This is a genomic window from Candidatus Nealsonbacteria bacterium CG07_land_8_20_14_0_80_39_13 (assembly GCA_002779355.1).
Taxonomy (GTDB): domain Bacteria; phylum Patescibacteriota; class Minisyncoccia; order Minisyncoccales.
Window position 1 is genome coordinate 1 of the sequence record PEWS01000015.1, and the last position, 4,860, is coordinate 4,860.

Genomic DNA, 4,860 nt, shown 5'->3' on the forward strand with positions numbered 1-4,860 from the left:
AGGTTCGGATTTCGTCAAACAAACGCACCACAAAATTTTCCCGCTCGCTCCCCTCTTTGCGACGACTGTGACATAAAGATATGGCTATAGTTGTTTTTTGTGATATGATAAATTTAGAACAATAGAAACAAAAAAAAGGAAGATATGGCTAAAATCAGCAAAAAAAAAATTAAAGAAATCATCCTATATCTTGCGGAAAAACTTGGCGGAGAGATAAGGGGTAAGAAAAAATTGGCGAAATTATTATATTTTATTGATTTTGATTTTTATGAAAAATTCCAAAAATCACTAACCGGCGATACTTATAAAGCTTTACCAATGGGTCCCTTTCCCATAAACATGGAGAAGGTGCTTGCCGATATGGTCAGCGAAAAAAAAATTGTCGTAAAGCTTGAAAAAGAAAGGGCTGATTACAACCTAACGGAAATTTATAAAATAAATAAAATAGCTGTGAAGAATTTTCCCAAAGAAGAACAGCTGATATTAGATAGGGTTATCCTGAAATATGGGCATCTGTCAGGAAAACAATTGGAAGATTTAACCCATGCGGAGGCGCCATATATTGGAACAGCTCCAAACCAAGAAATCGCTTATGAATTGGCTTTTTATCGTGGCACCGGCATAGACGAAGATGCTTAATTTTATCCTCCACCCTTGTTTTGAAAAAGAAGCCGCCAGTTTAAAGCGGCGTTTTCCTTTCTTCGCCTCAGGTATAGAATCATTTAAACGAATCTGCGAAGTTCACTTTGACCCAATAAACCCAAAACAGGTAATCGCTCCTTCGAAATTACACAGAGTAAAGTGTTCTGAAAGCTTCACCATTTGGAAAATAGAATTAGCTGTAAAAAATTTGCGTTCCAATCAATTCCCAAGGGTATGGTTTGCTGTTCGGGGAGCAACAATTGCATTTTTATGCGTTGCCACCCACATTGACAACCATGATAATAACGCAATGGACAGAAAAGCTGAAGTATTAACAAGCTCATTCTTTAATTAAAAAATAAAATTAGCAATATGAGCGTTAAGATTATCTATGAAGATGAAAACTTGTTGGTGGTTGATAAACCGGCCGGAATAATTGTTTTCCTTGAAAATGAAGAAGGTAAAAACGAAGGCAGAGAAAGCACCCTCATAGACCTGATTCTGGAAGAAAGGCCGGAAATTAAGAACGTCGGCTCCCCTACCAGATACGGGATAGTCCACCGTTTAGACAAAGATACTTCGGGAATCATTTTAATCGCCAAGAACAATGATTCCTTAATTTTTTTTCAAAAACAATTCCAAGAAAGAAAAGCGGATAAAAAATATATAACTCTGGCAACCGGCGCAATGAAAGACGACAAAGGAAAAATTGAAACGCTTATAGGAAGGTCTCCCAAAAATCGTCTCAAGCAAAAGATATACTCCTCTTTCAGCCCGGAAGCAAAAGGCAAAAGAACTGCCATCACCGAATACAATGTTCTTGAAAATTTCAGGGATTATGCTTTAATGGAAGTTGTTATAAGAACAGGCAGAAAACATCAGATTAGAGCCCATCTTGCGCACATTCATCATCCAATCACAGGAGACAAGCTTTATAATTTTAAAAATCAGCCCTGCCCGAAAGGATTAGAAAGGCAATTCTTGCACGCAGAATACCTTAAGATAACTATGCCTGACGGAAAAGTAAGGGAGTTCAGATCTGAACTGCCGGAAGATTTGAAAAATATATTAAAAAACCTTAAAAAATATGACTAACAAATTACAAGAATTCAACCAAAAACAATCAATAAAGGAATTCGCTGATGTCCGCCCGGGCGATACGGTCAAGGTCTTTCAGAAAGTAAAAGACAAGGACAATAAAGAGAGAATCCAAATTTTTGAGGGGTTGGTTATAGACAGAAAACACGGAAAAGGAGTTTCCTCCACCATCACCGTCAGAAAAATAATAGCTGATATCGGAGTGGAAATAATCTTCCCGACTCAATCCCCTAACATAGAAAAGGTGGAGATAATAAAAAGAGGCAAAGTAAGAAGAGCCAAGCTTTTCTATTTGAGAGGAACTAAAGGCAAAAAATCCAGATTAAAATCCTTAGAAATTCCGGAGCAAACCGTTGTTGAAGAACTGGAAAAACCCGAGGCGAAAAAAGAAGAGGCTTAGAAAAAGGCGCGGGTGTTGTAATGGTAGCCAAGCTGGCTTGAGGTGCCAGTGTTCGCAAGGACGTGGAGGTTCGAATCCTCTCCCGCGCACCTCAAAGTTTAATATGGGCGATTAGCTCAGTTGGCTAGAGCGCCTCGTTTACACCGAGGAGGCCGTGGGTTCGAGACCTACATCGCCCACATAGATAAGGCAAAATTTAAAAATCAAAGATTAAAATTACAAATTAAAATTTAAAGTAATCTAATATTATTTTTTAAATTAATTTGCCGAAGGTAAATACCTAAATTTTACATTTTGATTTTTGATTTTATTTTATGCCACGGTAGCTCAGTGGTAGAGCGAGCGACTGAAAATCGTTAGGTTGTGAGTCCGATTCTCACCCGTGGCACAATAAAGCATAGGCGGGCCTGCTCGCCGAAGTCCCGCTAAAAGCGGGACGTAGGCGGGTGTCGTATAGTGGCTATTACATACTTTTCCACAAGACAAAATTGAACTATTGTGATATAATTCTTTAGAGCTCAATGATGGTTCTATAATTATATGCGCAATGACAGGCATATTGCTATAAATTTAAGAAAACGAGGAAAAAGCTATAATAAAATTAGCGAAGAGCTTAATGTTCCTAAAAGTACTTTATCAGTTTGGTTTTCGAATCTTGAATGGTCTAAAAATATTAAGAGAGAACTTGTCCGAAGAGCGAATTATATCGCAAAGAAAAGATTAAGGATTATTAATAAAAGACGTCGAAAAAAATGGGAGGAATGGAGAGAAGAAGCCCGCCAGAAAGCAAGAGAGGATTTCCCTCTGTTAAAAAACAATCCTTTATTTATCGCTGGACTTATGCTGTACTGGGGCGAAGGAGATAGCAACATTAAAAATCCTTTCCGATTATCCAATACAGACCCGCGGATGATAGCTTTGTATACTAAATTTCTAACCAAATCCCTAAATATCCCAAAGGAGAATTTACGCCCCACCGTTATCTTATACCCAGATTTATCCGAGGAAAAATGTTTGAATTTCTGGGTAGCAATAATAGGAATACCAAAATCTCAATTTTATAAAACCCAATTCATAAAAGGACGGCATCCGACAAAAAGGTTATCTAATGGAATTTGTATGATAGCATGTGGCAATAGACAAATAAAAGAAAAAATATTAATTTGGATTGATTTATTAAGTAAAAATTTATAAAATCCTACTATTGCGGGACTAGTATAGTGGCAGTACACGATCTTGCCAAGATCGAAGCGCGAGTTCGACTCTCGTGTCCCGCTCCAAAAACAAAAACGTCCGAATGGACGTTTTTGTTTTCAAAACGCAACATAATCCCCTATTTCTGCCCAAGAGCTATCTTGAGCTCGTTTTTAGCTCCTTCTATCGCAATTTTGAAATCCTGAATTGCTTTATCTATTGCCGCCTTTCTTGCAACGCGCAACGGTTCAAATGATGCCCTTAATTTTTCAATCGCCTGCTTATCGCTTTGGAACTTATCGCGAGCCGTTTTCATGCTGGCTATAAAAGTTACGCGGACTGTTTTCTGATCAATGCCACTGGCACAATCTGATATTGCTTTATCGATTGCCAAATCCTCGGCATTTTTAAACTCGCTTACGGCTGCGTCAACAGCCACCTTTCTGTTATCCATAGCTCTTTTTATATCTGCCTGAAAAGACGCTATCGTTGCGTCAATCGTTGTTTGACGAGCTGTAATCGCGGCCTCAACTGTTGACTCAAACACTGCCAAAGCTTGTTTCTGCGCGTCAGTTGTTGCTTTCGCCTCTAAAGCCGAATAATGTTCCTGGCGATTGGTATCTCTCTTGTCTCTACCCTCTTCTTTTTTAGCGTTCCGCTCGCTCTTGTTAACCGCGAACTTATCCAAATTCTCCTGATGTTTCTTTTCTAATTTTGCTTCGCGGTCATTAATCCGCTGATCAACTTTTAAGGTAAGTTCTGAAATGCGGGAACAAAACCCCTTTAAAGCAGGCGACCCCTCCCCTACTTGAGAAATAGCAAAGACAGGTAACGCAAGGCATGCGGTCACGAATACGCTGAAAGCGAATATGGTTATCTTTTTAAAATTCATTTTCATCATAAGATTGGCCAAAATCATTAATCGCTTGATTATCGGCAGTAATCAAGTCCGCGTCTTTTTCCGCGTCAATAAAAAGCGCCTGGTCATCGGAGGCGCCGGCAATAATAGCGTTAACGGCATCGTCAACACTGCCTGTGGCAGGTATTGTCTTGACGGATTTTTCCTTTGCAGTAATCGGCGCTTGAAATGTTTCTATTAAAGACTGATAAAATTCAACTGTAGCAAAGGCAACTATTGTTGCGATGCTAATCGGAGCCCATACTTTCCAATTTATACTCATAAAATTATTAACTTTAGCTTTTATTTTTTAATAAAATCAATCGATTTTATAATTATATCACAAACGCCTATTTAATGAAAGGTAAATTTGATTATGATTTAACTCAATGATAAACTTAAACCATGGAAAATTTTAATGTAACTCTTTTTGAAACTTGCGAACTTCTGAATAAAAGCAAAAGGTCTGTTAGCCGGTATGTCCGGCGGGGTTTACTCTGTCCGAAAATGGTTAAAAGCTTAAAGGGTACATTGGAGTATAGGTTTAGGAAAGAGGATATAGAAATGTTCAAGGCGCAGGGTTGGGCGGAAGACAAGACAAGACAGGACACTGAAGACAAGACAAGAC

8 protein-coding genes and 4 tRNA genes are annotated in these 4,860 nt (G+C 38.5%); 10 read left to right on the forward strand and 2 right to left on the reverse strand.

Annotated elements, in window-relative coordinates:
* Positions 1 to 144: 144 nt before the first annotated feature.
* From COS96_00915 to COS96_00955, 9 genes are all read left to right on the forward strand, one after another.
* Positions 145 to 639 carry a hypothetical protein gene (locus tag COS96_00915; protein PIU44068.1) on the forward strand — a complete coding sequence of 165 codons (495 nt, stop codon included), beginning with the start codon at positions 145 to 147 and terminating at the stop codon, positions 637 to 639.
* The gene (locus COS96_00920) at positions 632 to 997 is read left to right on the forward strand and encodes a hypothetical protein (protein ID PIU44069.1); all 366 of its coding nucleotides are present in this window, start codon (positions 632 to 634) and stop codon (positions 995 to 997) included. Before COS96_00915 ends, COS96_00920 begins: the two co-directional genes overlap by 8 nt.
* 17 nt (positions 998 to 1,014) lie before the next feature.
* Positions 1,015 to 1,737, forward strand: coding sequence for an RluA family pseudouridine synthase (locus COS96_00925; GenBank protein ID PIU44070.1), 723 nt, complete (start codon positions 1,015 to 1,017; stop codon positions 1,735 to 1,737).
* A complete protein-coding gene (locus COS96_00930; GenBank protein ID PIU44071.1) occupies positions 1,730 to 2,140 on the forward strand; it encodes a 50S ribosomal protein L19 in 411 nt (136 codons plus the stop codon). The genes COS96_00925 and COS96_00930 overlap by 8 nt, the downstream gene beginning before the upstream one ends.
* Before the next feature lie 6 nt (positions 2,141 to 2,146).
* Positions 2,147 to 2,232 (forward strand) — tRNA-Leu (locus tag COS96_00935).
* 13 nt (positions 2,233 to 2,245) lie between these two features.
* A tRNA-Val gene (locus tag COS96_00940) sits at positions 2,246 to 2,319 on the forward strand.
* A gap of 137 nt (positions 2,320 to 2,456) precedes the next feature.
* Positions 2,457 to 2,531 (forward strand) — tRNA-Phe (locus tag COS96_00945).
* A 149-nt stretch (positions 2,532 to 2,680) separates the two neighbouring features.
* On the forward strand, positions 2,681 to 3,334 hold the full coding sequence (locus COS96_00950) for a hypothetical protein (protein ID PIU44072.1): 654 nt from the start codon (positions 2,681 to 2,683) through the stop codon (positions 3,332 to 3,334).
* A gap of 12 nt (positions 3,335 to 3,346) precedes the next feature.
* Positions 3,347 to 3,420 (forward strand) — tRNA-Gly (locus COS96_00955).
* A gap of 53 nt (positions 3,421 to 3,473) precedes the next feature.
* Here COS96_00955 and COS96_00960 read toward each other — a convergent pair.
* A complete protein-coding gene (locus COS96_00960) occupies positions 3,474 to 4,253 on the reverse strand; it encodes a hypothetical protein (protein PIU44073.1) in 780 nt (259 codons plus the stop codon).
* Positions 4,216 to 4,515 carry a hypothetical protein gene (locus COS96_00965; protein ID PIU44074.1) on the reverse strand — a complete coding sequence of 100 codons (300 nt, stop codon included), beginning with the start codon at positions 4,513 to 4,515 and terminating at the stop codon, positions 4,216 to 4,218. Before COS96_00965 ends, COS96_00960 begins: the two co-directional genes overlap by 38 nt.
* 122 nt (positions 4,516 to 4,637) lie before the next feature.
* Between COS96_00965 and COS96_00970 the strand changes: the two genes are divergently transcribed.
* Positions 4,638 to 4,860 (forward strand): hypothetical protein (locus COS96_00970; protein PIU44075.1); only part of this gene is annotated, 223 nt, incomplete at its 3' end.